General features: G+C 64.0%; 23 protein-coding genes and 1 pseudogene. 11 read left to right on the top strand and 13 right to left on the bottom strand.

Annotated features, from left to right (window positions below; genetic code table 11):
• Window positions 1–40 precede the first annotated feature (40 nt).
• Window positions 41–1,081: a zinc-dependent alcohol dehydrogenase family protein gene (locus EB815_RS20045; protein ID WP_056572452.1), complete on the top strand. Its 1,041-nt coding sequence runs from the start codon at window positions 41–43 to the stop codon at window positions 1,079–1,081.
• A 21-nt stretch (window positions 1,082–1,102) separates the two neighbouring features.
• On the opposite strand, the gene EB815_RS20040 is transcribed toward EB815_RS20045, so the two are convergent.
• Complete coding sequence (locus tag EB815_RS20040; protein WP_056572454.1) at window positions 1,103–1,966, bottom strand: DMT family transporter; 864 nt, start codon at window positions 1,964–1,966, stop codon at window positions 1,103–1,105.
• 105 nt (window positions 1,967–2,071) lie between these two features.
• On the opposite strand from EB815_RS20040, the gene EB815_RS20035 reads away from it, so the two are divergent.
• Window positions 2,072–3,490: a PLP-dependent aminotransferase family protein gene (locus EB815_RS20035; RefSeq protein ID WP_056572456.1), complete on the top strand. Its 1,419-nt coding sequence runs from the start codon at window positions 2,072–2,074 to the stop codon at window positions 3,488–3,490.
• Window positions 3,491–3,492: 2 nt separating this feature from the next.
• Here the strand turns inward: EB815_RS20035 and EB815_RS20030 are convergent, their stop codons facing one another.
• A complete protein-coding gene (locus tag EB815_RS20030; protein WP_056572458.1) occupies window positions 3,493–4,383 on the bottom strand; it encodes a LysR family transcriptional regulator in 891 nt (296 codons plus the stop codon).
• A 128-nt stretch (window positions 4,384–4,511) separates the two neighbouring features.
• Here EB815_RS20030 and EB815_RS20025 point away from each other — a divergent pair, with 128 nt between their 5' ends.
• Window positions 4,512–5,957, top strand: coding sequence for an MFS transporter (locus EB815_RS20025; RefSeq protein WP_056572459.1), 1,446 nt, complete (start codon window positions 4,512–4,514; stop codon window positions 5,955–5,957).
• A gap of 223 nt (window positions 5,958–6,180) precedes the next feature.
• Window positions 6,181–7,384 (top strand): annotated as a pseudogene (gene cml / locus EB815_RS20020) (CmlA/FloR family chloramphenicol efflux MFS transporter).
• Window positions 7,385–7,413: 29 nt separating this feature from the next.
• On the opposite strand, the gene EB815_RS20015 reads toward cml, so the two are convergent.
• The 3 genes from EB815_RS20015 to EB815_RS20005 all read right to left on the bottom strand — a co-directional run bounded on the left by EB815_RS20015 (window position 7,414) and on the right by EB815_RS20005 (window position 9,933).
• Entirely contained in the window at window positions 7,414–7,911 is a 498-nt protein-coding gene (locus EB815_RS20015; RefSeq protein ID WP_027043813.1) for a MaoC family dehydratase, read from the bottom strand.
• Window positions 7,912–8,112: 201 nt separating this feature from the next.
• Window positions 8,113–8,541 carry a phasin family protein gene (locus EB815_RS20010; protein ID WP_056573427.1) on the bottom strand — a complete coding sequence of 143 codons (429 nt, stop codon included), beginning with the start codon at window positions 8,539–8,541 and terminating at the stop codon, window positions 8,113–8,115.
• 96 nt (window positions 8,542–8,637) lie between these two features.
• Window positions 8,638–9,933, bottom strand: a complete 1,296-nt coding sequence (locus tag EB815_RS20005) for a DUF445 domain-containing protein (RefSeq protein WP_056572463.1) — start codon at window positions 9,931–9,933, stop codon at window positions 8,638–8,640.
• A gap of 341 nt (window positions 9,934–10,274) precedes the next feature.
• On the opposite strand from EB815_RS20005, the gene rirA reads away from it, so the two are divergent.
• Window positions 10,275–10,736 (top strand): iron-responsive transcriptional regulator RirA, encoded by a 462-nt coding sequence (rirA, locus tag EB815_RS20000; RefSeq protein WP_056572465.1) that lies wholly within the window; start codon window positions 10,275–10,277, stop codon window positions 10,734–10,736.
• A 60-nt stretch (window positions 10,737–10,796) separates the two neighbouring features.
• Here rirA and EB815_RS19995 read toward each other — a convergent pair whose 3' ends face one another.
• The 5 genes from EB815_RS19995 to hemP are packed head-to-tail and all read right to left on the bottom strand — an operon-like array spanning window position 10,797 to window position 14,915.
• Window positions 10,797–11,588: a heme ABC transporter ATP-binding protein gene (locus tag EB815_RS19995; RefSeq protein ID WP_056572467.1), complete on the bottom strand. Its 792-nt coding sequence runs from the start codon at window positions 11,586–11,588 to the stop codon at window positions 10,797–10,799.
• A gap of 23 nt (window positions 11,589–11,611) precedes the next feature.
• Window positions 11,612–12,712, bottom strand: coding sequence for a FecCD family ABC transporter permease (locus EB815_RS19990; RefSeq protein ID WP_056572469.1), 1,101 nt, complete (start codon window positions 12,710–12,712; stop codon window positions 11,612–11,614).
• An 11-nt stretch (window positions 12,713–12,723) separates the two neighbouring features.
• Entirely contained in the window at window positions 12,724–13,614 is an 891-nt protein-coding gene (locus EB815_RS19985) for a heme/hemin ABC transporter substrate-binding protein (protein WP_056572471.1), read from the bottom strand.
• Window positions 13,615–13,625: 11 nt separating this feature from the next.
• On the bottom strand, window positions 13,626–14,687 hold the full coding sequence (locus tag EB815_RS19980; protein ID WP_056572473.1) for a hemin-degrading factor: 1,062 nt from the start codon (window positions 14,685–14,687) through the stop codon (window positions 13,626–13,628).
• Window positions 14,688–14,708: 21 nt separating this feature from the next.
• A complete protein-coding gene (hemP, locus tag EB815_RS19975; protein ID WP_010909946.1) occupies window positions 14,709–14,915 on the bottom strand; it encodes a hemin uptake protein HemP in 207 nt (68 codons plus the stop codon).
• Window positions 14,916–15,114: 199 nt separating this feature from the next.
• Here hemP and EB815_RS19970 point away from each other — a divergent pair, with 199 nt between their 5' ends.
• The 4 genes from EB815_RS19970 (at window position 15,115) to EB815_RS19955 (ending at window position 19,278) form a co-directional block, all read left to right on the top strand.
• Window positions 15,115–17,334, top strand: a complete 2,220-nt coding sequence (locus tag EB815_RS19970; protein ID WP_081295105.1) for a TonB-dependent hemoglobin/transferrin/lactoferrin family receptor — start codon at window positions 15,115–15,117, stop codon at window positions 17,332–17,334.
• Window positions 17,335–17,339: 5 nt separating this feature from the next.
• Complete coding sequence (locus EB815_RS19965) at window positions 17,340–17,783, top strand: hypothetical protein (RefSeq protein ID WP_056573430.1); 444 nt, start codon at window positions 17,340–17,342, stop codon at window positions 17,781–17,783.
• Between the two features lie 634 nt (window positions 17,784–18,417).
• Window positions 18,418–18,918: an energy transducer TonB family protein gene (locus EB815_RS33645; protein ID WP_244494096.1), complete on the top strand. Its 501-nt coding sequence runs from the start codon at window positions 18,418–18,420 to the stop codon at window positions 18,916–18,918.
• A 45-nt stretch (window positions 18,919–18,963) separates the two neighbouring features.
• Window positions 18,964–19,278: an antibiotic biosynthesis monooxygenase family protein gene (locus tag EB815_RS19955; RefSeq protein ID WP_056572477.1), complete on the top strand. Its 315-nt coding sequence runs from the start codon at window positions 18,964–18,966 to the stop codon at window positions 19,276–19,278.
• A 191-nt stretch (window positions 19,279–19,469) separates the two neighbouring features.
• On the opposite strand, the gene putA is transcribed toward EB815_RS19955, so the two are convergent.
• Window positions 19,470–23,078, bottom strand: a complete 3,609-nt coding sequence (putA, locus tag EB815_RS19950) for a bifunctional proline dehydrogenase/L-glutamate gamma-semialdehyde dehydrogenase PutA (RefSeq protein ID WP_056572479.1) — start codon at window positions 23,076–23,078, stop codon at window positions 19,470–19,472.
• A 162-nt stretch (window positions 23,079–23,240) separates the two neighbouring features.
• Here putA and EB815_RS19945 point away from each other — a divergent pair, with 162 nt between their 5' ends.
• A complete protein-coding gene (locus EB815_RS19945) occupies window positions 23,241–23,693 on the top strand; it encodes an Lrp/AsnC family transcriptional regulator (protein ID WP_056572481.1) in 453 nt (150 codons plus the stop codon).
• A gap of 64 nt (window positions 23,694–23,757) precedes the next feature.
• Here EB815_RS19945 and EB815_RS19940 read toward each other — a convergent pair whose 3' ends face one another.
• Both EB815_RS19940 and EB815_RS19935 read right to left on the bottom strand, forming a co-directional pair.
• Window positions 23,758–24,957, bottom strand: coding sequence for a cytochrome-c peroxidase (locus tag EB815_RS19940; RefSeq protein WP_056572482.1), 1,200 nt, complete (start codon window positions 24,955–24,957; stop codon window positions 23,758–23,760).
• Between the two features lie 7 nt (window positions 24,958–24,964).
• A complete protein-coding gene (locus EB815_RS19935; RefSeq protein ID WP_056572484.1) occupies window positions 24,965–25,414 on the bottom strand; it encodes a FixH family protein in 450 nt (149 codons plus the stop codon).
• 151 nt (window positions 25,415–25,565) lie between these two features.
• Between EB815_RS19935 and EB815_RS19930 the strand changes: the two genes are divergently transcribed.
• Complete coding sequence (locus EB815_RS19930) at window positions 25,566–26,486, top strand: sugar kinase (RefSeq protein WP_056572486.1); 921 nt, start codon at window positions 25,566–25,568, stop codon at window positions 26,484–26,486.
• The last annotated feature ends 10 nt before the right edge of the window (window positions 26,487–26,496 follow it).

Raw genomic sequence — 26,496 nt, 5'->3', positions numbered from 1 at the left:
GCTATCGTTTCCACGGACAGTACGCAGGGTGGAGTGACCGATGAAAGCCGTCGTCTTCGAGAAATTCGGCGAAGCGCCGACGATCCAGACCGTCCCAGATCCGAAGCCGGCCGCCGATGGCGTCGTGATCAAGGTCGAGGCAACCGGGCTCTGCCGCAGCGACTGGCATGGCTGGATGGGCCATGACGATGATATCCGGCTGCCGCATGTGCCGGGCCATGAATTGGCAGGCGTCGTTGTGGCGGCCGGCAAGCGCGTGACGCACTGGAAGGCAGGCGACCGGGTCACGGTGCCTTTTGTCGGCGGCTGCGGCCACTGCTTCGAATGCACGTCCGGCAACCATCAGGTCTGCGAGCATCAGTTCCAGCCCGGTTTCACCGCCTGGGGCTCTTTCGCCGAATATGTCGCCATCGACTTCGCCGACACCAATCTCGTACGCTTACCGGAAGAGATGGAATTCGCCACCGCTGCCAGCCTAGGCTGCCGCTTCGTCACGTCGTTCCGGGCGATCGTCGACCAGGGACGGGTCAAGCCCGGCGAATGGGTTGCCGTGCATGGCTGCGGCGGCGTCGGGCTTTCGGCGATCATGATCGCCAGCGCCATGGGCGCCAATGTCATTGCCATTGATCTCACCGACGAGAAACTGGAGTTTGCCCGCAAGATCGGCGCGGTGGCGACCATCAACGCATCGACCACCCCCAATGTGGTGAAAGCGGTCAAGCAGCTCACCAATGGCGGCGTTCACATGTCGATGGACGCGCTCGGCCATCCGACCACCTCGTTCAACTCCATCTCGAACCTGCGCCGGCGCGGCCGCCATGTGCAGGTCGGCCTGATGCTGGGCGACCATGCCAAGGCTGCGGTGCCCATGAGCAAGATCATCGCTTTCGAGTTGGAGATCCTCGGCAGCCACGGCATGCAGGCTTACCGCTACCAGGCGATGATGGAGATGATTCGCACCGGCAAGCTCAAGCCCGAACTGCTAGTCGGCAAGAAGATCAGCCTCGACGAAGCGCCCGCCGCCTTGATGGCGATGGGCGGTTTCGAAGGCATCGGTATCGGCGTGGTGACGAAGTTCTAGAGGCGGGCGTCGTTTGCCGAACTAGCGCGCGAACTTCTTCGCCCCGAACACGCACGCCACGACGCCCAGCGTGACTACCACCATCAGCGGGCTGACCTGCTCGTGCAGCAGGCTCGCCGCGAGCGCCAGGCCGAAGAAGGGCTGCAGCAATTGCAGCTGGCCCACCGCGGCAATGCCGCCTTGCGCCAGCCCCCGATACCAGAACACGAAGCCGATCAGCATGCTGAACAGAGAGACATAGGCGAGCCCGATCCAGGCGTGGGCGCCGACGGCGGCAAAGGACGGCGGCAGCGTCACGAAAGTCAGCACCAGCATGATCGGCAGCGACAGCGTCAGCGCCCAGCAGATCACTTGCCAGCCGCCGAGCCTGCGCGACAGCGCGGCGCCCTCGGCGTAGCCCAATCCGCACACGACGACGGCGCCCAGCATCAGGCCGTCGCCGAGCGGTGACGCGGTCACGCCTTGCATCAACGCAAAGCCAGCGACGAGCGCGCTGCCGATGCACGAAAACAGCCAGAACGCCGGTCTTGGCCGCTCGCCGCCGCGCAGCACGCCGAAGATCGCCGTTGCCAGTGGCAGCAGGCCGACGAAGATGATCGAGTGGGCTGAGGTGACGTGCTTCAGCGCCAGCGCGGTCAGCAAGGGAAAGCCGACCACCACCCCAAGCGCGACGATCGCCAGCGACAAGAGATCGCCCCGTTCCGGGCGTTTCTGGCGGAACAAGAGCAGCATTGCCAGGCCAAGCAATCCGGCAATCGCGGCGCGGGCTGACGTCACGAATGTCGGATCGAAATCCATCACGGCAACGCGCGTCGCCGGCAGCGAGCCTGAGAAGATCAGCACGCCGATAAATCCGTTCAGCCAACCGTTCGCGGTCTTGTCCATTCCAGGCTCCATGTCTTTCGCCCTGTATCTGGCAGATGCCATGGCACAGCCAGAGACAATGGGGTACAATTCAGCGAAACTGTAATGGCATCACGGGCAGTACGGATGAGCAACCTCGCCTTGGAAACTGATGGCGCGCGCGCCCTGGGCGCCCCCACTCTGGTCGAAAGCGTCATGGCGGCCATCCGCCAAAGGATCGCCGCGCGCAGCCTGACGCCGGGAGCCCGGCTGCCGTCGATCCGCGCCTTCGCGCAATCCATGCAGGTGTCCAAGTCCACCGTGGTCGAAGCCTATGAGCGGCTGGCCGCCGAAGGCACGATCCGCTCCCGGCCGGGCTCAGGCTTCTATGCCGCCGGCTCGCTAGCGCCGCTGTCGTTGGCCGAGATCGGTCCCCGGCTCGACCGTGCCGTCGATCCGCTCTGGGTCTCGCGCCAGTCGCTGGACGCCGGCGACGAGGTGCTGAAACCTGGCTGCGGCTGGCTGCCGGCCGCATGGATGCCCCAGGCCGGACTGCGTCGCGCGCTACGCACGGCAGCGCGCGCCGATGATGCCGCGCTTGCCGACTACGGCACGCCGCTCGGCCTGCCGCCGCTGCGGCAACTCTTGGCGCGGCGCATGGCCGGGCATGGCATCGAAGCCTCGCCTGAACAGATCATGCTGACGGAATCGGGCACGCAGGCCATTGACCTCCTGTGCCGGTTCCTGATCGAGCCCGCCGACACGGTGCTGGTCGACGATCCCTGCTACTTCAATTTCCACGCTTTGCTGCGCGCCCACCGCGCCAAGGTCGTCAGTGTTCCTTACACGCCGTCGGGGCCTGATATCGAGCTGTTCGCGCAGGCGCTCGCCGAACACCGGCCGCGCCTCTACATCACCAACTCCGCCATCCACAACCCGACCGGCGCAATCCTGTCACCGGTCACCGCGCATCGTCTGCTCAAGCTCGCCGACCAGTCGGACCTGACCATCGTCGAGGACGACATCTTCGCCGATTTCGAGCACACCCCTGCCCCCAGGCTGGCGGCCTTCGATGGGCTGCATCGCGTCGTCCAGATCGGCAGCTTCTCCAAGACGCTGTCGGCCTCGGTCCGCTGCGGTTTCATCGCAGCGCCCCGCGACTGGATCGAGGGCCTGACCGACCTCAAGATCGCCACCACCTTCGGCGGCGGACGGCTGGCGGCCGAACTGGTGCTGACGCTGCTCAAGGACGGCAGCTACCGCAAGCATATGGATCTGCTGCGCGCCAAGCTTGCGCGCGCCATGGCCGAGACCGGCACTCGCCTGAAGGCGATCGGCGTCACGCCCTGGATCGACCAGCCGGCCGGCCTGTTCCTGTGGTGCGGCCTGCCCGACGGCGTGGACGCGGCCGACGTTGCACGCCATGCCCTGGCCGACAACGTCGTGCTGGCGCCTGGCAACGCATTCAGCCTGTCGCAGACGGCCAGCCGTTTCCTGCGCTTCAACGTCGCCCAGTGCGAAGACCAGCGGATCTTCAAGGTGCTTGAGGCCGCGATGGCACGCTGATCTCAGCGCCCCGTACAGACCTCCCGCACGCAGTCGCGCATCCAGCGCTGCGCCGGATCGGCATCGAGGCGCGGATGCCAGAGCATCGAAATGGTGACCTCCACGGTCGTGACAGGCAGTGGAAAACTGTGCATGCCGGCGCGCGCGCCGGCCGTGTGCCGCTCGGGCACGCTGGCGATCAGGTCCGAGGCGCGCGCCATGGCGAGTGCCGCCGAGAAACCCGAAACCATGCACACGACCGTCCGCCGCAAGCCAAGCGCGCTCAAAGCCTCGTCGATCGGCCCTTTCTCGCGGCCACGCCGCGAAACGCTGATATGCCGGCCCGCCGCATAACGCTCTGGCGTCACCGTGCCTTCGCTCAAGGGATGGCCGGCTCGAACAGCACCAATGAAGCGGTCGCGAAACAGGGCCTGGATGCGCACTTCGGGTCCGGTTTCGCCGGCGACGCCGATTTCCAGGTCGATCGCCGCGTCGCGCAGCGACAGCACATCCTTGTCGGATTTCGGCGCGAAACGCAGCCGTACTCCTGGCGCATCGACCTCGATGCGCGCGACGAGACGAGGACCGAATTCCTCGACGAAACCCTCATTGGTGCGCAGGGTGAAGACCTTGTCCAGGCTTGCGGGATCGAGCAACTCAGCAGGACGCAGCAGCACCTCCGCGTCCTGGACGACGGGGCCGACCTGCCGCCGCAATTCCTCCGCACGCGGCGTCGCCACCAGGCCGCGCCCGGCCCGCACCAGCAGAGGATCGCCCGTTGCCTCGCGCAGCCGCGCCAGCGTCCGGCTCATCGCCGAGGGGCTGAGCCGCAGGCGGCGCGCGGCGCGGGCCACGCTGCCTTCCGCCAGCAGCACGTCGAGAGCAAACAGCAAATTGAGATCAGGAGACGCCATCTTTGGATCATAACATGATGTGGCGTTTGACGCATGAATATGATGCAAATGCTGCGCCTTCCGCCATATCAACCACAAGACTAGATCTCCGATGGCTCCGGTTCCGGAGCGAATGAAAGGAGATCGCCATGGCAGTCGCCACACAAGGTCGAGATGGGCTGACATCGGCCCCGCAAGAGAAAGAAGCGGTCGGCTGGGCCTTGGCAAGCCTGTCGCTCGCCACGCTGCTGTCGTCGCTCGGGACCAGCATTGCGAGTGTCGGGTTACCCTCGCTGATGCAGACGTTCGGGGCGTCGTTCCAGGCCGTGCAATGGGTGGTTCTGGCCTACCTCCTCGCCATCACCACGCTGATCGTCAGCGCCGGGCGGCTGGCCGACATGTTCGGACGCCGGCCGCTGCTGCTTGGCGGCATCGCGTTGTTCACATCGGCATCGGCGCTCTGCGGCTTGGCGCCGACGCTCTGGCTGCTGATCGCCACGCGCGCCGTGCAGGGGCTTGGCGCCGCATTGATGATGGCGCTGACGCTGGCCTTTGTCGCCGAAACCGTCAGCAAGGAGCGGACCGGCAGCGCCATGGGCCTGCTCGGCGCCATGTCGGCGATCGGCACCACCCTCGGTCCCTCGCTCGGCGGCCTGCTGATCGCCGGCCTCGGCTGGCGCGCGATCTTTCTCGTCAATGTGCCGCTGGGTCTCCTGACCTTCGCCCTCGCCTGGCGTGGCTTGCCCGCGAGCAACAAGAACGCGCAGACCGCTCAAGGCGGGTTCGACGCGATAGGCACTGTCCTGCTGGCCCTGACCCTGGCTGCGTATGCACTGGCCATGACGCTTGGGCGAGGCAATTTCGGCGCGCTCAAAATTGGCCTGCTTGTTGCGACCGGCATCGGCGTTGTTCTCTTCGTCGTCACGCAATCAAGAGTGAAAACCCCGTTGATCCAGCTTGCCAGCTTCCGGGATCCGCGGCTCAGCGCCAGCCTGGCCATGAGCCTGATCGTCGCCACGGTGATGATGGCAACCTTGGTGGTTGCCCCGTTCTATCTGTCGCGAGGGTTGGGGCTCGATGCCGCGATGGTCGGCTTGGTGCTTTCAACCGGGCCGCTGGTCTCGACCCTGTCGGCGCTGCTGGCTGGGCGGCTTTCCGATCGCTTCGGGGCCAACAGGATGATGGTCGCCGGGCTCACCAGCCTTGCCGCGGGCACGTTCCTGCTCTCGCTCGCCATGACGAAACTCGGCATTGCCAGCTATGTCGTTCCGATCACCGTCACCTGCTTCGGCTATGCCCTGTTCCAGACCTCCAACAATGCGGCCGTCATGACCGGTGTCGGCGCCGGCGAACGCGGCGTCATGTCGGGCCTGCTCAACCTGTCGCGCAATCTCGGCCTCATCACCGGCGCATCCCTGATGGGCGCCATATTCGCGGTTGCGTCGGCTGGTGCTCAGAATGTTCTCGGCTCCGCCTCGGCCGCGCGGGGCATGCAGGTCACTTTTGAGACGGCAACGGCCCTGGCGCTGGTTGCGCTGCTGCTCGCCCTGTTCTCGCCCCGCTTTGCCGGCCGTGCCCGTCCCAGGAATTCCTGACCTGCCCGGGCGGTTGCCGAGCCGATCCCGGGCTGTTACTGAACGGCGCGCAGGCGAATGCCTGCAACGTCAATTTCGGGACAGCGGTATGGGAACCACAAAGTCAGCAGACAAATAAGCCGCGACAACATCTCGTTGTTGCGGCCTTCTGCCCCGTCAAATCAGACCATCCAGGAAACGGCAGATCGCCGCCAAATCTCACCATTTGTGCGGATGCTCAATCATGCCTTTTCCAAAACGCCCGATATGGGCCTATTCCTTGCCGTCAGCGCTGCTGCTGATGGCGCCTTTCGATATCCTGGCCTCGCTGGCCATGGACATCTACCTGCCGGTCGTTCCGCTGATGCCGGAGGCTCTCGGGACATCGCCTTCGGTCATTCAGCTGACGCTGAGCCTCTACATGATCACCCTTGGCCTCGGCCAAATCGTCTTCGGCCCGGTCTCCGATCGGATCGGCAGGCGCCCGGTGCTGCTCGGCGGCGGCCTCCTGTTCGCAAGCGCTTCCATCGCGCTTGCCGGCACGTCACTTGCCATTGCCTTCGTCGTGCTCCGCGTCATCCAGGCCATGGGTGCGTCCGCCGTACTGGTCGCGACCTTCGCCACGGTTCGGGATGTGTACGCGGAGCGATCTGAAGGCACGGTCATCTATGGTCTGTTCAGCTCCATGCTGGCCTTCGTGCCGGCGCTGGGGCCGGTCGCCGGCGCCGTGATCGCCAAGGGTTTCGGCTGGCGTGCGATCTTCGTCACACTCTGCGTTCTGGCCACGGCTGCCACACTTAATGCCTGGCTTCGCTGGCACGAGACGCGCGCCCTGAATGACTCCGGAACGCGACCGGCTTTCGGCCCGATCTTGCGCAGCTTTGCCTTCTGGACCTATACGCTCGGCTTCGCCGCGGCCATGGGCACGTTCTTCGTGTTCTTCTCGACGGCACCGCGCGTGCTCATCGATCGTGCCGGTTTCACGCAGGTCGGTTTCAGCCTTGCCTTTGCGACGGCGGCACTGGTGATGATCGCAACCACCCGGCTTGCCAGGCCATTCATCGCGCGCTGGGGCACCGCGGGCAGCCTGGCACGCGGCATGGCGATGGTTGCTTCTCGGCGCATCGATGCTGGTGATCGGACAGGTATTCGCCGCGCCCTCTTTCGTCACCTTCGTCCTGCCGATGTGGGTGATGGCGGTAGGCATCGTCCTTGCTGGATCGGTCACCGCGAACGGCGCGCTCGAAGCGTTCGGGGATGTCGCGGGAACCGCTGTGGCGCTCTATTTCTGCGCCCAAAGCCTGATCACGGGCATCGCAGGCACGTTCTTCGTCATCCTGCTGGGCGGCGATACGGCATGGCCGCTGGCCTTCTATGCCACGGTGCTCGCGGTAACGACATTATGCGCGCTGAAGCGTTTGCGGAGCCGGCAAGGCGCAGTCAGCTGAAAAACCGCAGGGGCTTGGGCGGGGTGCGCTCAGGCCCCCGCGCGTTTGCGGCGCTCGTAAAGCATGACCAGCGTTTCGGCCGTCAGTGCCGGCTTTTCCTCGCCTTCGATCTCGACGGTGTTGGCCGCCTTCATCAGGTATTGGCCGGGCCCTCTGTCTTCCATGGAAAGCAGGACCGTGCGCAGCCTGATCCGTGCGCCGACCTTGACCGGCGCGAGGAAGCGCACCTTGTCGAAGCCGTAGTTGAAGGCGGCCTGGGTGTTCTCGGGCACTATGCCCATGCCGAGCGCCAGCGCGCCGATGATCGACAGCGTCAGGTAGCCGTGCGCGATCGTCGTGCGGAACGGGCTTTGCCGCCGCGCCCGCTCGGGATCGACATGGATCCATTGATGGTCGCCGGTGCATTCGGCGAACTGGTTGATACGGTTCTGGTCGACCGTGGTCCATTCCGAGACGCCCAGTTCCTGCCCGGACATCGTCCTCAACTGCTCGTAGGTCGGCGGCGTTTTAGGCCGTACTTCAGTCATTCCTGCTTTCCCGATAGCTTGCAGTGCCTCCGGACCACGAACGGACGGCTCCTGTCAATTCGCCTTGCGTGAATCCGTTCCGCCGAATTCCGGCTGAATCGTGCCATGCCGCCTGACGCGTGGCGCCGATGCAACTATGCGCAAGCGGGTAGGGAGTGCCGACGATCCGCGTGGAGAATGCGGACAACGGCCCACGCGGACCTACTTCTTCTCGTAGCCGGCGCGGATTTCCTCCATCGCCTCCTTGATGCGCGCGCGCAGGATGTCGATCGATTCGCTGCCGGATTTCCGGGCCAATTCAGCCACTTCGCCTGCATTCTTGAGCGCCGCCTCGAATGATTTCCTGGCGAACTCCGTCTGCTTGGCCATGAGTTCCTGCGGATTGCCCGGCGCCCTGTAGCCCTGCGCCACGTCGGCAACCTCGCGCAACGTGTCCTGCAGCATCTCGCGTTGCCTTGACAACAGCGAGGTCGCTCCGGCTGCGCTGGCTCGCGCCGCCTTCTCCAGCGCTTCCAGGTTCTTGCGGTGATGGGCGAGGATCGCCTCGACATCGACATTGGGCACCTTCAGGTCGCGGCCGAATTTGCCGAACATGTCCATGAAGGAATCGGATTCCGGTTGTTTTGCCATGACGTCTTCTCCCCTGTCGCCGCGGATGCGGGCGCCCTCGTCGGAGAATAGCACTCGCGTGTCCATTCGGACACAGGCATGGCGATGGACGCGGAATCAATTGACCGGGAGCAGCAACTCGATCGTATAAAGCACTATGCCCGCCAGCCCGCCGATGATCATGCCGTTGAAGCGGATGTACTGCAGGTCTCGGCCAATGTTCATCTCGATCAGCCGCGTCAGCTGGCCAAGGTCCCAGCGCTTGACCTGGTCGGCTATGAATTTCGACACGCCGCTCTTCTGGCTCTCGACGAAGGAGGCCAGCGCCACGACGAACCCCCGGTTCATGTCGGCCCGGATCCGCGCATCGCCGGCAAGATGGCGGCCGACCTCGACGAACATGTTGGCGAGATGCGCGCGGATCACCGAATTCGGCGCCTTGGCGTCCTGCTCGATGAACAGGCTGAGGCTCTGCCACATGTCCCCGGCCAGCGCCCTGACTTCGGGGCGGGCGAGGAAATCGTGTTTCATCTTCTCGGCACGCTTTGCATATTGCTTGGACGTCCGCAGCCGTTCGACGAAGCCTTGCGCGAAACGGTCGAACTCGGCGCGCATTGGATGGTCCGGATCGGCGCGCACTTCCTCTAGCAGAGAGCTCGCAGACGCGACGATCTTCTTCAGAAGATAGGCGTCGGCTCTGAACAGGTTGAACAGCGACGGCAATTCCTCGCGGATTTTCTCACGCATCGTCGCCAGCGCCTGTTCATCATTGAGGAAGCGGCCGACCACCTTGATGAACTCGTCGAACAGTTTCTGGTGGCGGCGGTCGTCGGTGAGCGCCGACAGGAGCTCCGCCGCCAGCGGCGCCAGCGGCACCTTTTCGATCTGTTCGAGCATGCGGCTGGTGACGAAGCCGCGCAGGCCGGATTGCTCGACGGCGGCCAGCGTCTGTGGCACCAGCCGCACGACGAAGCGCGACAGGCCGGCGGCGCGTTCGACATCAGTCAGCCAGTCGGCGACGAGTGCGGCAAAATCCACCTCGGCGAGTTTTTCCCGCACCGGCTCCGGCGCCAGGAAATTGGCCTCGATGAAGCGGCCGAGATTGTCAGCGATGCGGTTCTGGTTTTCCGGGATGATGGCGGTGTGCGGGATCGGCAGCCCGAGCGGCCGCCTGAACAGCGCCACCACCGCGTACCAGTCGGCCAGGCCGCCAATGGTCGCCGCCTCGGCGAACGCGGCGACGAACCCCAGCCATGGATAGGAGCTCTCGAACGACTTGGCCAGGGCGAACACCAACACGCAAAGCGCCAGCGCGGCCGTGGCGATGAATTTGGTCCGCCGCAGCGCCGAGAGCTTGGCTGCCGCATCGGCATCGAAACGGACAGGCGCCAGGGACGAAGCCGATTGTGACATGGACGAACTGCTCCTCGCCGATCTCTGGTCAACCGCTGGTCGATCTCTGGACGACCACCGATCGGTCTCTGGTCGACCACTGGTCGATCTCCGGCCTATCTAGGGTTTCATCAGCCGAAATGCCCGTGACGACCGGTTTTCCCCGCGTTCCGCCCGGTTGCGCACATAAAGTTGACGAGAATATTCATCTATAACGCGAAGCTAGTCTGGAATTATTCCAAGGTATAGGCCATATTCGCTCGAGGCCAGTGTGGCGACTCCGAAATTCCGGGTCACAGCCGCGTCGGCAAAGTTCTGGAATCTGGCGTGGTCGCACCACGCCGGCGCCTAGCGAGGACGAAATGCGGCTTACCCGCCAGACCAACTATGCCATGCGTATCCTGATGTATTGTGCCGCCAACAATGACCGGTTGAGCCGCATTCCCGAAATCGCGACCGCCTACTCCGTTTCGGAACTTTTCCTGTTCAAGATCCTGCAGCCGCTGGTCGAGCATGGCCTGGTCGAGACCGTGCGCGGCCGCAATGGCGGTGTCCGGCTTGGCCGTGCCGCCGAGGCGATCAGCCTCTTTGACGTCGTGCGCGTCACCGAGGAAAGCTTCGCCATGGCCGAATGCTTCGAGAACGATGCGGCCGAGTGCCCGCTGGTCGACAGCTGCGCGTTGAATTCAGCGCTGCGCGAGGCGCTCAACGCCTTCTTCGCCGTGCTTTCCCGCTACACGATCGCCGATATGGTGGCGGCAAGGCCGAATGTGCGCAACCTGCTTGGCATCGACATGCTGGAACGCCGCGCCCCGGCCGCCTGAGGGTACGTGAGTACCGGAAGCGCAGGAAACCACCGTTCGCAGGCCGGCCTCACCTGAATATCAACCGACCGAGGATTGCGGCAGCACGAACGGCATATTGCCGGCTGGCAACACACCGACCCTGAGCCGGCAATCGAACACTTTTTCGATCAAATCGTCGCTCAGCACCTCTTGCGGCGAGCCGGTCGCGGCCAGCCGGCCGAGATGCATGACGAAGATGCGGTCGGCATACATGGCCGTCAGGTTGAGGTCGTGCAGGATGGCGACCACGCCGCCTCCCCTTCTGGCGAAGTCACGGGCGATGTTCATGATGATCAGCTGGTGCTTGATGTCGAGGCTGGAAACAGGCTCGTCGAGGAACAGGTAGCGCGGCTTGCCGTCGAGCACCGGTGCCCAGACCTGGCACAGCACGCGCGCAAGCTGGACGCGCTGCTGCTCGCCGCCCGAAAGCTCCTGGTAGAACCGCCCCGCGAAACCGTCGAGGTCGACGCGTGCCAACGCCCGTTCCGGCAGCCGCGCATCCTCGCCAGGCAAGGCACCCGAGCGGCCGCCGACAAGCCCGAGCTTGACCACCTCGCGCACGGTGAATGGAAACGACAGCGTCGTCGCCTGTGGCAGGACCGCGCGATGGACGGCAATCTCGACCGGCTTCATCGCCGCAAGGTCGCGGCCGTTGAGGGCGACGCGCCCGGTATGGGCAAGCTCGCCGGACAACGCCTTCAGGAAGGTCGTCTTGCCCGAGCCGTTGGGGCCGACGATTGCCGCGATTTCGCCGGGTCGCGCATCGAAATCGACACCGCCGACGATACGTTTGCCGGCGATATCAACCGAAACATCCCTTGCCTCGATCATCCCAGCCTCACAAATCCCGAACTTCACAGGTCAACGACGCCTCGCTTGCGCAGCAGGATCCATAGGAAGAACGGCGCGCCGGCGACCGCGGTGACAATGCCGATCGGCAGTTCCGCCGGCGCCACGATGGTACGTGCGACGGCATCGGCAAGCAGCAGCAGCGAGGCCCCAAGCAGTGCCGAGGCCGGCAAAAGATAACGATTGTCTGGGCCGATCAGCAGGCGCAGCAGATGCGGCACGACGATGCCGACGAAGCCGATGCCGCCGCTGACGGCGACGGACGCACCGACCGCCGCCGAGACACCGATGATGGCGGTGTATTTCAACCGCTGGACGGGTATGCCGAGATGGCCGGCGGTCGCCTCGCCAAGCGCCAGGGCGTTGAGACCCCGCGCCAGGAAAGGCATTGCCGCCAGAGCCAATATGATGATCGGCCCGACGGACGCGATCTTCGCCCAGGTTGCGCCGCCAAGGGATCCCAGCGACCAGAAGGTCAAGTCCCGCAACTGACGATCGTCAGCCATGAAGATGAGGATGCCGGTCAGCGCCATGGCAAGCGCTGCCAGCGCGATGCCGGCGAGCAGCATGGTGGCTACCGAGGTCTGCCCGCGCCGCGTGGCGACCTGGTAGAGCACCAGGGTCGTGGCGAGACCGCCGAAGAACGCCGCCATCGGCAGGGCAAGCGTGCCGAACAAAGCCGTTACCGGCGCCAGAATGGTGGCGCCAAGCACGATAATGGCCACGGCGCCGAGGCTGGAGCCGGCCGAAACGCCGATCAGGCCGGGATCGGCCAGCGGATTGCGGAACAGCCCCTGCATGACGGCACCCGAGACCGCGAGCGCCGCGCCGACCAGTATACCGAGGATGATGCGCGGCAGTCGGATATCGTAGACGATCAGGCTGTCACGCGCGCTCAGCGCCGCATCAAATGGAACAGCTCCGGACAGCCAGTCCCTGATGACATTGACGGCCGATGCGTCCGATGCGCCTGACGTAAGCGATAGAAATACGGCGGCGGCGAGCCCGAGGCACAGCAGCACGATGACGATACGGGCGCGGCCCGAGCGATCGCCTTCGGATACACTCATCGCCTTCACCGGGCCGGCGATCGATTGATCGACCATGATGCGCACGCTCAGTCCGTGACCTGCCCGCCATAGAGCGAGACGGCGAGGTCGTGGATGGCGTCGGCCGTACGCGGCCCGAAGCCGAGCAGATAAGCGCCATCGATGCGGATCAATTTGCGGGCGGCACCTGCCGGCGTCGAGGCGACGGACGGATTGCCGAACAATTCATCGTCCGATACCGGCGGCCCGGCATTGCTCATCATCAGGATCACATCCGGCCTGGCGGTGATGATCGCCTCGTCGGACATCTGCTTGTAGCCGGAAAAGCCTTCGACGGCATTGACGCCGCCGGCCAGCCTGACCATGCCGTCGGCCGCGGTTTCGCTGCCGGCCGCCAGGATCTTGCCGCCCTGGACCGACAGCACGAACAGGACCCGCTTGCGTTCCTTGATCGAGGCAGTCTGCTTTTCGGCTGATGTCAGCCTGTCATCGAGGTCCCTGGCGAGCACCTCGGCCTTGGCGTCGGCCCCCAGCGCCTTGCCGATGATACGGACCTTCTCCAGGATGCCCTCACGGCTATAATGTTCAGGCACTTCGATGAAGGGGATGCTCGTCTTCTTCAGCACGTCGACCGCTTCCTTGGGACCGCTGCCCTGCAACGCCAGGATGCCGGTCGGATTGACCGACAGCACGCCCTCCGGCGACAGCGCGCGCATATAGCCGACATCGGGCAGGTCGAGCACCGCCTTTGGATATCGGCTGGTGGAATCGCGCGCCACCAGATGCTTCTCCTCGCCAAGCGCATAGACGATTTCCGTGATCGAGCCGCCTATGGCGGCGATCTTCGACGGATCGGAGAAAACGGAAACGCCCTCGGCGGCATCAGCCGGTTGCAGCGCGGTAAAAGCCAAGGCAAGGCCGACCATCGGGCCGGCGACGATCCTGGAAAAACAGCCCATTGTCGTTCTCCTCAGGCTGCTGTCGGATTTGGGATACGCGGCAGATTTTCTGCCAGGAATCGCCAATCGTCGCGCTCGCTTTCGCCTTCATGGCGCTTGCCGAAGAACTGGATGATCATCTCGCCGTCGGCGGCATAGACCTCGAGCGAGGTGACATGGCCATCCTTGGTCGGCTTGCGCACCGCCCAGACTTCATGGATGTGGTCGGTGCGCAGATGCAGATGGAAGGTCTCGTCGAGCACATTGATCCACGGCCCCATCGGCTTGATCGACCTGACCGGTCCGGAATGGATCTGGATGCAGCCGCGGTTGCCGACAAAGCACATGATCGGCATCTCGCCTTCGGAAGCGTGATGGAACATGGCGCGGACCGCGTCATTGTCGAGCAGCCAGGCATAGTCCGTTCCGACCATGCGAACTGCCTGGCGGCGGCTGAGCTTCAGTGTCTTCAGCATGCCGAAGAACTGGTGCACATCGGTCAGCCGACTCCAGCGGTCGCGCAGGTCGTCAAGATTGGCGGTGGTTGCTTCGGCCTCGCTCTCATCATCGGGGATTGGCCCCGAAATATCGATCGTCGGCTCCTGGTTCGACGATGCCAGAGCGGCGACCAGCTTCTGGTAGGCGTAGAGGCTGGAAGCCGGACGCAGATGCACCTTGTGCACCGCCTCGCCCGCCGCGTCGAAGAACTGCAGGCTGCGGCGGATCTCTTCGCCGTCACGCTTTTCCACAGCGAAGCCATGCGCCCAGACTTTCGGGAAGATGCGCAGGTCGATGTTCTCGCCAAGCACCATGGCATTGTGGTTGCCGGTAACCACCTTGTCATAGACGCCGATCTTTTCGTGCACCGCGCTTTCGTTACGTGTCAGCGCCATAACCTCGCCGACGGCCTCGAGGCCGGTCAGAAGATCGTTGACGCGCGGCTCGACGCGCACGACGCCGTCGCCGCAATGCGCGGCCACCAGTTCGGCCTCCGAAATGCCGAGCTGGGCCGCCAGGTCACGCTCGCGCGCTTTCGGATTGTCGGTCCGTGCCCGCCGGATTTCATGCGGGGCGGGTTTTACGCGCTGGTCCATGTCTTAACCCCTGATACCTTTTTACTTGTTGAGAATGAGCTTGCCCTGCCGGGTGATCTTCAGCCGGTAGAGCGCACCATGATGCTCGATGCCGATCTCGTGCTCGCCCTGGAACAGCGTGTTGCTCGACAGCGTTCGCACGGCCAGCGGGATCCGGTCGAAGCGGGTGGAGGCATCATCGGAACGCCGGACGCGATAACGAAAATCGTTGGGATTGTGCGTGTTCATCTGGGTCGATCCCTTTCCTGTGCCGGGCATCTGGCTAGGCGTTGCATATTGCCGATTCATTTCTTGACTCGAATAATCATGTTTATTAGTCAGTGCAATACCGGAGCAAATGAGTCAACATTTAACACGCCGGACACGATGAAAAATGCCAGCCAGCCCCGGGCCAGCCAGCATGAAACCTGGAATTTGGAGTTGGGGCATGGGGTTGGTGAACTGGGAATCGCGCGGCCGGTCGGCGGCGAGCGGCATGGCGGCTTTGTTGGCAAGCGTGGCGGTCATCGCCCTGTCCGCGCCAGCAGCCTACGCCCAACAGGCAACGCAGCCGGCGGGCGATCAAACGGATCAGTCGAAGAAGGCTGACCAGGAAAAAGCAGCACCCGCGGGCGCGACGCTGCTCGACAAGATCCTGGTGCTCAGCCGCACCGGCGAAACAGCGATCGAATCACTGGCCTCGGCCAGCCATATCGATCAGGAACAGCTGGACCGTCGCATGGCGACGACGCCGAACGAGATGCTGCTCGGCGTGCCCGGTGTCGCCGCGCAGGCCGACGCCAGGCGTGTCAGCACCAGCATCAACATCCGCGGCTTGCAGGATTTTGGCCGTGTCGCGGTTATCGTCGACGGCGCACGCCAGGATTTCCAGCGGTCCGACCACGGCACGCAGTCGACCTTCTATATCGATCCCGAGCTCGTCAAATCGGTCGATGTGATCCGTGGTCCTGTCGCGAACACCTACGGTTCGGGCGCCATTGGCGGTGTCGTCTTCTTCGACACAAAGGATGCCTCGGATTTTCTCAAGCCCGAAGAGACGTGGGCCGGCTCCATCACCGGACGTTACGAGAGCAACGGCAAGGGCTGGACCACCAGTGCCACCGGCGCCTATCGTCTCAACGAGAATTGGGATGTGTTGGGCAACATCGTCTACCGCGACTATGACGACTACAAGGATGGCGGCGGCGACACCGTCAAGGGCACCGGCTTCGACGTGCTGAGCGGCCTGCTCAAGACCACCATCCGCCCGACCGACAACAGCGAGCTGAAACTGGGCTGGGTCGGCTCAAGCGACGGCTGGAGCGAGATCAGCGGCGGCGTGCCGACCAACGATGCGGATCTGAAATCCAACACTTTCACGGCTCGCTACAACATTACCGACGAAGACAAGAGCTGGCTCGATCTCCACATCAACACCTCCTACAACAAGACCAATCTCGGCCTGACCAGCCTTGTTCCTCTCAGCCGATTCGATCCCACCACGGGCGATTCCATAATCCTTCCGGCTGGATCGACATCGACATTCGACGTCGGCACGACGGCGATAGACATCTGGAATACATCGAGATTCGAGACTAGGGGCGTGGCGCACGAACTGACCTATGGCGGCGATTGGGTCAATGATGACGTCAAAACCGGCGGCACCGCGGGCGGAGACAGTTTCTACACCCCTTCGGGAAAGCGTAACGTCTCTGGAGCCTACGTTCAGGACAAGCTCACCTGGGAATGGCTCGAAGTCATCGCCGGGCTGCGCTACGACAGCTACAGCCTCAAGGACGGCACCCATGAAACGTCAGGTGAGCGTCTTTCGCCGCGCATCACCGTCGGCGTCACGCCGTTCGACACGCCAAGCCTGTCGGGGTTGCAGTTCTACGGCACCTATGCTGAGGGCTACCGCTCTCCATCGCTGACCGAGACGCTGATCAGCGGCAACCATCCGGCGGGGGTTACTTTCCCGTTCCTGCCCAATCCCAACCTGAAGCCCGAGGCCGGCAAGACCGTGGAATTCGGCGTCAACTACAAACAGAATGACATCCTTGAAGCCGGCGACGCGCTTCGCATCAAGGCGGCCTACTTCAACAACAATGTGGACGACTACATAGAGGGTACATCCTTCGGGGCTTCCTTTACCAATCCAGCGAGCGCTTGCCCGGTCGATTGGGACCAGCTCATGAACAACCCCGGCTACATCCCGATCTGCTACCAGTATCAGAATTTTGCCAAGGCCAAGATAAACGGCTTCGAGTTTGAAAGCGTCTATGACGCCGGTTGGGGATATGCTGGCCTCTCTGCCTCGATAACAAATGGTCACACCATTTCCTACGCGGGCGTTCGAGCAGACCTCGCCACGATACCGTCCTCCCAGGTCACGGCCCAGCTTGGGCTGCGTTTCCTCGAGGACAAGCTGACCGTCGGCGGCGAAGTGCAATACAATGGCAAGCCGAAGGGCAATGCCGTGGCCACCGACTATACGCTGGTCAACGCCTTCGCCAGCTATCAGGCGACGGACAATCTGAAGGTCGATTTCCGGGCCGACAATCTGTTCGACGTCAAATACGCCAACCCGTTGAACGGCAGTACGACAGTTGCGGTCTATGAGCCGGGCATAACGTTGAAGTTGGCGGCAACCATGCGTTTTGGAGGCTGATGATCATGAAGAGCTCGGCGACATCCCTTCGTCTGCTGACCTCGACGTTTGCGATGTCGCTGACGATGGTTCCGGCGTGGGCTGAAGGGTCCGCGCCGGTCCCCGCACTGACCCTCGAATTGAACGCCGCGCAACCTTCCGACAAGGGTTGCCGGCTGACATTCGTGGTCAACAACAACCTTGGCGCCGGCCTTTCCAAGGCGGCATTCGAGATCGCGCTGTTCAACGGGGCCGGCGTCGTCGACCGGCTGACCGTGCTCGACTTCAAGGATCTGCCGGAAGGCAAGACCAAGGTGACGCGCTTTGATCTCGCCGGCACCGATTGCACCAAGGTCAGCCGCGTTCTGATCAACAGCGCGACCGAATGCGCCGGCACCGGCGTCGAGCCGAATGCCTGCATGCGCAAGCTGAAGACCGAGACCAAGACCGGCATCGCTTTCGGCGTCTGAGGTGGGGCTGCACACCACCTTCGCACAAGACACCGCGGCATGGTCCGTGGCCGGCTGCGGTCCGCTGCCGTGCGGGGCAAACGATCTTGATTTGACAACACTGCGTGGGCCACTGCAGTTTCCGGCCCGCAACATGCAGGAAGTCAGTCCCCTCCCCGACGCTGGCGGCGAGCTGGCGATAGCGCCGGCCGAGCCGCTTGCCCAGACGCGACCGCAAGCCGGCACCGGCAAGTGGGCGATGGCGATTGTCATCTCCGGTCTGCTCCATGCCGCGGCAGCGGCGGCTTTTCTGATCTCGCCCGCCGGCACATTCGATTTCCAGGACGCGGAGCAATCGGAAGGCAGCGATCGGACAGGTGACAAGGTCGCCGGCAGCGCATTGGACAAGGACCCCTCGACAGTGAACGTCAGGCTGGTGCCAAGCTCTCAGCCGGCCAAGCCACAGGCAGAGGCCGCCAGACCAGCGCCGCCGGCAAAACCTTCGCAGCCCAAACAGGAAGCCGTGAACCAACCTCCCGAACCGACAAAGGAAGCGGCAAGGCAACCGCCCCAGCCTTTGCCGGAAGCTGTCCAACAGCAAGCGGTCACGCCGGACATACTGGTGGCGGCGGCCCCGCGCCCCGATGACCAAAGCGTGGCTGCCAAGGCCGAAGCGCCGGCTCAGCCAAGCGCTCAGCCTGAAACCACCGAAATGCCTGTCGCCGTTCCGAACCAGCCGCCGATCCCCAGCGCCAGGCCAACGCCGGTGGCGCCGCCTTCAAAAGCGGTGGACGAGAAGCGCGGCACCGCTGATGGCCAGGACCGGCTGGCGCAGGCGGCCAGCAAAGGCAAAAAGCAGGAAGAGCCAGGCAGCGCCGCGGAAGACAGCTATCGCGGCGATGTGATCAGGAAGCTCAGCCGCGTCAATCGAGCCGTACCGCCTTCCCTGCAACTGACAGCGCGCAACAATGCCGTTGTGACATTCGTTATCAGCAGCAAAGGCGGCATTGATGACCTGCGCATCCTGGAAAGCTCCGGATCGCCAAACTTCGACCAGATCGTGCTTGGCATCGTCCGCAAGGCAGCGCCGTTCCCGCCTATTCCGCCCAAAATCGGCAATAGCATGGAGTTTACCGGCGCTATCGGGCCGTTTTGAATCTCCCGCCTTCAACCATCAACATTGATTGAAAAAGGAAATCCCATGTACATCGCCATGAACCGCTTCAAGGTGCAGAACGGCTCGGAAGCCGATTTCGAAGCCGTATGGAAAAACCGCGATTCCAGCCTTGCCGAGATGAAGGGTTTTCGGGAATTCCACCTGCTGCGCGGCCCTGTCAACGAGGCCGAAGGCTACACGCTGTTTGCCTCGCACACCGTGTGGGCGAGCCAGGACGATTTCGTCGCCTGGACAAGATCGGAGAATTTCCGCGCGGCCCACAGGAATGTCGGCACGACGAAAGTCCACTATCTCGGCCATCCGCAATTCGAGGGCTTTTCCGTCGTCGAGGGTGCCTGACGTCCCTTTGCCCGAGCGACTGTGACGATCTCTGCCACCATCGTCATGATCGCGTGGAACCGCGCCCACCCAGCCGACGCAGCCATTGGGCAATGTGCATGCGCATTCATCTGATCGGTTGCCCCGCTCGAATTGCCGGCCGTGTTTATCCCCGGCAACTCGACATAAGGCAAGCCAGGTGCGAACAGTCCCTATGCCGCCGCCAACAGGCTGGCATTGCCGCCGGCCGCGGTCGTGTCGACGCAGACGGCCCGCTCATGCGCATAGGCCGCCGGGTTGAGCACTTCGCTGACCAACGGCACGATCGGACCAGTCCTCTCGGCAATGACCTTGCGCACGATGCGCGCGGCTTCCGGCGTTCCCGAAAAAGCGACGACATCGACGCGCAGCGAGCGCGCCTCGACCGGATCAGGCAGGCCATCTATTGCAGCGAGCGGCAGCCCCTTGCCGGTCAACGCCGAAAGCGCCGCTGGCGCCCCGGGCGCAACGGCCAGCACCGCATTGCCGGCGGCAAGCGCCTGGATCGTCTGGGCAAGCAGCGTGTCGGCATCCGGCCCCAGGCACAGCACGCGGCCGCGCGGCGACAGCGACAGCGTGTTGGCCTCGCCGGTCGGCCCGGGCAGATCGACCTGACCGAAATCGATACTGGCGGCGGCTCCGATGGCGGCAGCTCCCTTGCCGCGCAGGTGCTTCCTCAGAATGGCGATCCGGTCCGGGCGCGTCGACCAGCCGCCCAGCGTGGGATCGGGCAGATTGTCGGCCAGCTCGGTCGCCGTCACCTTGTGGCCATCCTGCAAATGGGTGCCCGCCTCCGGCCCCTTGCGGAAGCGCCGGAGATAATGCGGTCCGCCGGCCTTCGGCCCGGTGCCAGACAGTCCCTCGCCGCCAAAGGGCTGCGAACCGACGACAGCGCCGATCTGGTTGCGGTTGACATAGATGTTGCCGGCGTGAATGCCGTCGACGAAATGCTGCACGCGACCTTCGATGCGGGTGTGCAAGCCGAAAGTCAGGCCATAGCCCTTGCGGTTGATCGCGGCGATCACCGCGTCGATCTCATCGGCGTCGAATGTCGCGACATGCAGCACCGGCCCGAACACCTCGCGCTCCATCTCCTCTATGCCCTTGACCCTGAACACATGCGGCGCGACGAAGCGGCCATCCTTCGGCGCCTCGAGCTTGGCGATCAGCCGGCCCTCGAGGCCCTTCTTGGTGCAATAGTCGCGGATCGAAGCCTGTGCCTCATCGTCGATGACTGGGCCGACATCGGTCGAAATTTGCCAGGGATCGCCGATGTTGAGCGCCTCCATGGCGCCCTTCAGCATCTCCAGCATCTTCTTCTCGACATCCTTCTGCACATAGAGCACGCGCAGTGCCGAACAGCGCTGGCCCGCGCTCTGGAACGCAGAGGCCAGGATGTCGCGCACCGCCTGCTCGGGCAGCGCGGTGGAATCGACGATCATCGCGTTGAGGCCGCCGGTCTCGGCGATCAGCATGGCGTCCGGTGCCGCGGTCTCCGCAAGCTGCTTCTCGATCAGCTTGGCGACCTCGGTCGAGCCTGTGAAGCAGACGCCGGCAATGCGCGGGTCGGCGGTCAGCGGCGCGCCGACCGACGGGCCGTCGCCGGGCAGGAGCTGGATGACGTCTTCCGGAACGCCGGCCTCGCGCAGCAGTTCGACGGCGCGGAAGGCGATCAGCGGTGTCTGCTCGGCCGGCTTGGCGATCACCGAATTGCCGGTGACCAGCGCTGCCGCGATCTGGCCGGTGAAGATGGCGAGCGGGAAATTCCACGGCGAGATGCAGACGATGGCGCCCCGCGCCTGCGTGCCCGTCTCGGCGTTTGCCGACTCGGTCGCGTAATAGCGCAGGAAATCGACGGCTTCGCGCACTTCCGCCACACCGTCGGCCAGCGACTTGCCGGCCTCGCGGGTGGCCAGCGCGAAGAACTCCACGGCATTGGCCTCGTAGAGGTCGGCGGCGCGGTTGAGAATGGCGGCGCGCTCGGCAACGGGGCGCTTTGCCCAGGCCGGCTGCGCTTCCACCGCAATGCGCACGGCGGTCGCGACTTGCTTGGCCGCGGCCTCGTGAACGGTGCCCACCACTTCGGCAGGCTTGGCCGGATTGACCACCGGGCGCTGCTTGCCATAGCCGGCGGCCCGCGTAATCGGCTTGGCATGCCAGCGGTCCGGCCCCGCAAAGGCCGCCTTGGCCCTGTCGATCGCCGCCAGCGTCACCGTGTCGGTGATATCGAATCCCTTCGAGTTGCGGCGGCCAGCGCCAAAAATCTGGGAAGGCCGGACTATCGCCGGATTGGCGGCGGGGCCCTGGCTTTCGATCGTTTCGAGCGGATCGCGCGCGATGTCCTCCGGCTCGACGTCTTCGTCGGTCAACTGGTGGACAAAGGAAGAGTTGGCACCGTTCTCGAGCAGCCGGCGGACCAGATAGGCAAGCAGGTCGGAATGCGCGCCGACCGGCGCATAGATACGGCAGCGCGTGCCTTCGGCCTGGCGCACCGTCTCGTGCAATGCCTCGCCCATGCCATGCAGGCGTTGGAACTCGAAGGAATTGCGATCGCCCGCCATCGACAGGATGGCGGCGACGGTATGCGCATTGTGGGTGGCGAATTGCGGATAGATTCGGTCGGTCATGCCGAGCAGTTTTTTCGCGCAAGCCATATAGGAAACGTCGGTGTTGGCCTTGCGCGTGAAGACGGGATAGCCGTCAAGCCCGAGCGTTTGCGCCCGCTTGATCTCGGTATCCCAATAGGCGCCCTTGACCAGCCGCACCATGATGGTGCGGTCGTACTTCTTCGCCAGCGCGTAGAGCCAGTCGATAGCGAAGGCTGCACGCGGGCCATAGGCCTGGACGACGACACCAAAGCCGTTCCAGCCGGCGAGTTCCGGCTCGGCCAGAACCCGCTCGATGACGTCGAGCGAGAGGTCGAGCCGATCCGCCTCCTCGGCGTCGATATTGAGGCCCATGCGCGAATGCCGGGCCGCGAGCGCCAGCGACAACAGCCGCTCGGCCATGACAGGCAGCATCTCTTCTTTCTGCGCCACTTCGTAACGTGGATGCAGCGCCGAGAGCTTCACCGAGATGCCATGGTTCTGCCTGATGTCAGGACCGTTCGAGCCGGAATCGAGCGACGAGATCGCATCGGCATAGGCCTTGTGGTAGCGCAGCGCGTCAGCCTCGGTGCGGGCCGCCTCGCCCAGCATGTCGAAGGAATAGAGATAGCCCTTCTGGATCATCTGCCGACCGCGCTTGACGGCTTCGGCGATGGTGCGGCCAAGCACGAACTGCTCGCCCATTTCACGCATGGCGGCGGCCACCGCCTTGCGGATGACCGGCTCGCCCAGCCGCCGCACCATCGAGCGCAGCGTGCCTTCGATACCGCCCTCGCCCTCGTCGAGGACACGACCGGTCAGCATCAGCGCCCAGGTCGAGGCGTTGACGAAGATCGAGCTCGAACCACCGGAATGCGCGGACCAATCATGCGGCGCGATCTTGTCGGCGATCAGATCGTCCATAGTCTCGGTATCCGGCACGCGCAGCAGCGCCTCGGCCAGGCACATCAGCGCCACGCCTTCCTTGGTGGAGAGACCGTAGGCCGAGAGAAAGACCTCCATCAGCCGGGGATCCGACGAGCCGCGCACCGCCCGCACCAGATCGGCGGCGCGGGCCGAGATCGCATTCCGATCTTCTGCCGAGAGTCCCGTCGCTTCGGCCAGCCGCTTCACGGCTTCGTCTTCGTCAGGCAAATAGTTGGCACGGATCTGCTGGCGGATGGTGTCGAGCGGCATGGCGGTCCTGCGGAACGAGCATCGGGGAGCGGGCCGGCGGTCACCGGACCGAATGGCGCAAGCTAGCACAGCTGCGAATTTCCATCGGTCCAAAGAAATCGACAAGATAAACCAATCGATCTATCATTCTGCCAATCTGACAAAGTTTGGACTGCGATTTCCATGACAGAAGACCAATTGGACCGCATCGACCGGAACATCCTGTCGGCGCTGGCAAGCAATGGCCGGCTTTCCATGTCGGAATTGGCGGCAAAGGTGGGGCTTTCGAAGACACCGGTGCAGGCGCGGGTGAAGCGACTGGAGAAGGACGGCTATATCAGGGGCTACCAGGCAATCATCGACCGCGAGCGCATGGGCGAAGGCCATGTCGCCTTCGTCCAGGTGAAATTGTCCGACACCCGTTCAGCGGCACTCGACGCATTCAACCGGTCGGTACAGTCCGTGCCCGAGATCGAGCAGTGCCACATGATGGCGTCGAGCTTCGACTATCTGCTGAAGGTTCGCACCAGGGATATCGCCGCCTACCGCCGTGTGCTGGGCGAGCGCATCTCGGCCCTTCCCCACGTCGCCCAGACCTCGACCTTCGTGGCGATGGAGACGGTGAAGGACCGCTGACCATGATCCCGAAACACGGACGCCGGTTACCGGCCGGGATCATGGTCAAGCAAGAAAACAGGGCCTACTCCGACAGCGTCTTCAGGAACGCCACCAGCGCCGCACGCTCGCGATCCGACAGCTCCAGCGGATGGATCTCGGATGTCCCCTCGACGCTGGGAGCCGCCTTGGCATAGTGCGCCACCACCTCGTCCAGCGACGAAAACTGCCCGGCATGCATATAGGGCGGCCGCGTGGCGGCGCCGCGCAGCGACGGCGTCTTGTAGGCGCGGATCAATTGCGGTCCGTCCTTGACCATGAAGCGCAATTCGCCGCAGGCGCTCACATCACCGTCGCGATAGGCGCCGAGACAATTGAACGGGTCGGCCTCGACCTGAGCAACCGCGTCGACACGCCCGCGATCCGGCGGCAGATCCGCGACGGGCGGTACACCGGTGTTGTGAAAACCGTTGTCGGTGAAGCGCGGGCCGTTGTGGCAGGTCACGCAATTGGCCTTGCCGATAAACAGCTTCAGCCCGAGGATCTCCTCCCGGGAAAAGATGGCATCGCCTTTGGGCTCGGCACCGGTGGCAAGGTCAAGCGCAAAGCGGTCGAAACGCGTCTGCGCCGGCTCGATCGAGCGTTCAAAGGCAGCAATCGCCTTGCCGATATTGGCATAGACGCGGTTGATGGCGTCGCGCTGTCCATCGCTCATTGCATTCCAGGCGGCCTTCTCGGCATCGGTTCCCAGCGGGCTGGCATTGGAAGGAATGCCGGAAAAATCGGGCAGCGGCCCGAAGATCCGCTCATAGCGCTCGCCGAAGCGCGCCTTGATGTAATGCGCGTAGGCGGCGCGGTTTCCGGCCTGCTCCAGCGGGTTTTCCAGCGGTGTCAGCGCTTGCGCCCACAGGCTGTCGCGTCGGCCGTCCCAGAAGAAAAAGGGATCGCGCGCCACGCCCGCCAGCGGCATGGTGCGCCGGTTGGTGCGGCCGACGCCAACGGCTCGCGGCAGGTCGTCCTGGAACTGGCGGTCGATCTTGTGGCAGGTCGAGCACGACACGGTGCCGTCGCGGCTCATGCCCAGATCGAAGAACAGCGTCGAGCCAAGCGCCGCCGCGGCCGGCACATCGGCGAAGCGATTGGTCGTGTCGGGCTTCAGCGACGGCAAGGTGTTCAGGGCCAGCGAAGCGATGGTCTTCTTCTCGGCGTCGGAAAAATCCGGCTTGCCGCAGCCAACGAGGATGACGGCGACCGTCAGCGCAAGAAAACAGAAAAGGCGCGTCATCGATCGCTCACAGCACCACGTTGAACAGCACCGTGTCGGAGCCAGCGCCGGACGAGATGGCGAAACGAAGTTGCCACCAACCGCTCATGGTGAATTTCAGCCCCTCGATGCGGTAACGGCCCTCGCCCAGATAATCGGTCACCTGCGGGCTCGTCGGCAGGCCGTGATTGTGTTGCGGCATGCCGCCGGAGATGGCGATCGCGGCTCGCTCCACCGAAGCCCCTGTCTTTGTTTTCAGCGTCAGCAGCCAGGATTCCAGTTCGCCCTGCCGCACCACGCCCCGTTCCGGCACGAAGCTCGCAATGTACAGCCCGTTGTCGGTTTTCTTCGTCCGAGAGAGATCCGGGCCGGCAAGCTGCGCGCTTTGCGGCGCGGTCAGGTAGACGACCGCGAGAACGCCGACCAGCAGAGCAGCCAGACCAAGACCCGCCAGGAGATAACGCCATATCGATGCCAAACCGGTTCCTCTTCTGCAGACAACGTTCTCCCGGGTGGATCGCTTCCCGCCAGCCTGTGGGAAAACGCTGTGGCGCAAAAATGCCTGCTTGCCAAGCATGGCGCCGCCACCGGCAAAAAGCTACAGCACGGAAATCACTGGAGGATAGCAGATGGCGGGAAACGGCGTCGCCTCGATCGGCGAATGCATGCTCGAACTGTCGGGCCAGACCGGCACGAACTGGCGCATGGGCTTTGCCGGCGACACGTTCAACACGCTGTGGGCGCTGCATGCGTTGAGCCAGGACCGGCCGGCGACCTATGTCTCGGCCTTCGGCGACGACCCCTTCTCGCAAGGCCAGATCGGCTTCTTCGCCGAAAACGGCATCGGCATCGGCTCCAGCCCGGTGATATCGGGGGCGCGCCCCGGCCTTTACGCGATAACGCTGACCGGGGCCGAACGCTCCTTCACCTACTGGCGCGGCGACGCCGCCGCCCGGCAGCTTGCTTCCGATCCAGCCGCACTGTCGAAAAACCTTGAGAATCAGGCGCTTGTGTATTTTTCCGGAATCACTTTGGCAATTCTGGACGATGCCGCGCGCGCCACACTGCTGAGCGCTGTGGCCAAGGCGCGCACGGCGGGGTCGCTGATCGCTTTCGACCCCAACTACCGGCCGCGGCTTTGGCGTCGGCGCGAGGACGCGCAAACGGCCATCGTAGAGGCGCTTGCCGTTACCGACATCGCACTGCCGACCTTCCCCGACGAGCAGATGCTGTTTGAGGATGCAACGCCGCAGGCGACCGCCGAGCGGCTTGGACAATGGGTCAGCGAAATCGTCGTCAAGAACGGCGAACAGCCGGCGCTGATTGCCAAAAACGGAACGTTGCACGACGTGCCGGCGATCCATGTCGCGGCCGCCATCGACACCACCGGAGCCGGCGATTCCTTCAACGGCGCCTATCTGGCGGCGCGTCTTGCCGGTCATGGCCCCCAGGAAGCTGTCCGCCGAGCCCATCGCGTCGCCGCCGCCGTGGTGCAGGTTCGCGGCGCGCTGGCGCCGTTCGATACATTGCGGACTGCGTTTGAAAACTAGCGCTTGGAGA

Source organism: Mesorhizobium loti, assembly GCF_013170705.1.
Taxonomy (GTDB): Bacteria; Pseudomonadota; Alphaproteobacteria; order Rhizobiales; family Rhizobiaceae; genus Mesorhizobium; species Mesorhizobium loti_D.
Note: the sequence above shows the minus strand (reverse complement) of the source record. Positions and strands in the feature narration are given on the sequence as shown.